This is a genomic window from Blastomonas sp. CCH1-A6, assembly GCF_001556365.1.
Lineage (GTDB): Bacteria > Pseudomonadota > Alphaproteobacteria > Sphingomonadales > Sphingomonadaceae > Blastomonas > Blastomonas ursincola.
Genome location: NZ_LSIS01000067.1, coordinates 1 through 2,198, shown reverse-complemented (window position 1 = coordinate 2,198; position 2,198 = coordinate 1). Strand labels below are relative to the sequence as shown.

Sequence of the window (2,198 nt, the reverse complement as noted above, 5' to 3'; positions counted from 1 at the left end):
CGCCGCCGGTATTGACGCCGGCATAGAGGCCGCCGCCAGTCTGCTCGACCTCGGCGCGCGATCCGCGTGCATCGACGCTGACCTTGCTGGTCATGTGCACGCCGAACGCCCCGATCCGCCAGCTGCCCTCGCTATTGGCATTGCCATAGTCGATACCGGTGATGAAGCCCTGGCGATCGCTCTCATAGCGCGCGGCGTTGCCGTCGCGTTCGCCATCGCCCCAGCTGCCGAACACCTGGCCCCAGGCCCCCGCGCCATTGCCCCATTCGGGCGTCTGGCGCGCGGTCGCGGCGGCCGCGTTGATCCGGCCCAGCACCGCTTCGCGCACCAGCCGCTCCTGCTCGATGCCCACGCCCGCCATGGTCGCATAGACCTCGCCCGAAAGCTGGTCGAACGCGTTCGGCTGCTGCGCATTGGGCAGCGCATAGACGTTGAACAGCGGCTGCGGGTTGTAGCCCGCGGTCACGGCCGCATCTATCCGCGCCACCACCGAGCGCTGGTTGGCGGTCAGCGGCGTGTTGCCCAGGATGTTAGTGAGCAGATTGGGAGCCATGCGCAGCAGCACCTGGTTGGCGGTATAGACCAGTTCGGGCCGGTAGAGGATGCCGAACTCGCCAAAGCCGGTCACCGCATCGAACGTGCCGGTGCGACCACCGCTCGCCTGGAGCAGCAGATAGTTGCTGTTGAAGGCATAGGTGCCGCCCAGATTGGTGATCGCCGCCGTGCCGCCCAGCTGCATCGTGCCATTGCCGATCAGCATGTCCGACCCGCTGGGTGCCTGGACCTGCAGACGCAGCGTGCTGCCTGATTGCAGCTGGATCGCGCCGTTGACGCCCAGCATGCCAAGGCCGCCCGCCCCGGGCGAGACGACCGAGCCGCTGCGCGCGATCAGCCCGCCCACCGTGCCATTGCCCGACAGCGTCGCGCCCGAAAGCACCGTCGTTGCCGATCCCGTAAGCGATCCGGTGACGCGCAATTCGCCCGCGCGCACCGTCGTCGCACCGCGCAGCGCACTGTTATCGCCGGTCAGCTCGAGCAGCCCCACGCCGCTCTTGTCGAGCAGCCCGGTGCCACCGATCCGGCCCGCGAACACGCCGGTCGTTCCTTGCGCGAACTCGAGCGCGGCATCGTTCTGGATCAGGCCCTGGAGCGAGACCGTCGAGCCGATCAGACGGCCGGCGGAGATCAGCGTGCCGCCGGTATAGCTGTTTGCCCCGGTCAGCGTCGTGGTACCGCTGCCCGCCTGGACGAACATGCCGGTGCCGCTGATGACGCCCGCGAAGGTATAGGCGTTGCTGCGGTTGATGATCAGCGTCCCGTTGTTCAGCACCGGCCCGATGATCGATCCGGTGGCGCCGCCATTGCCCAGCTGCAAGACGCCGCCAGCGATGGTGGTGCCGCCCGAATAGCTGTTTTCGCCATCGAGGATCAGTCCACCGGTGCCCGTCTTGGTCAACGCGCCGGTGCCCGAGATCACCCCGCTGAACAGCGAGTTCACGCCGCTGGTGCCGGTGGTGAGCCGCGCGCTGCCCAGCGTGATCGTGCCCGCACCCGACAGCACGCCCAGCGTGGTGTCGAACCCGGCAAGGTTGAGGCTGCCGGTCGCCGCCTGCTGGAACACCGCGATGCCGCTGGTGATGCCGGTGAGCGTGATGCTGCCGCTGTTGAGCACGTCGCCGGTCAGCGTGCCGCTGATCCGCGCGGTGCCGCTGTTCGACAGGCCGCCCGAGAGCGTTCCGGTTGAGGTGAAGGTGCCCGCATTGATCACCAGGCCCCGGATCACGCCATTGTTCACGGCGGTCGCGCCCGCCGAATTGACCAGCTGGCCCAGGATCGAGCCGTTGTTGATCAGATTGGCGTTGTTGAGCACGCTGCCTGCGATCACCGCGGGGCTGAGCGGACCGGCAAAGGCCGTCTCGCCCGCCGATGCCGCCGGTGCAATCGGATCGCCCAGCGAGGCCGCCACCGGGCTGGCCGACTCGGTGCCACCGAGCAGCGCGCCATCGAGCCGCGCGGTACCCATGCCGTTGCTGAGATCGGACACCAGACCCAGACGGCCCGCCGCCGATGCGGTTGCCGGGGTTGCGGTGGTCGCCGCCAGCGTCTGCGGCGCTTCGCCGAGTGTCACGACCGGGAGGTTGGCCGAGACCGCACCCGATGTGGAATCGCCGAACAGATCGACCCGCTCGGGTCCGGAC

General features: G+C 68.7%; 1 protein-coding gene. It reads right to left on the bottom strand.

Features of this window, described 5'->3' with window-relative positions; translation table 11 throughout:
• Positions 1 to 2,198, bottom strand: a 2,198-nt coding sequence (locus AX735_RS02625; protein WP_156447401.1) for an autotransporter-associated beta strand repeat-containing protein, incomplete at both ends; no start/stop codon positions are given.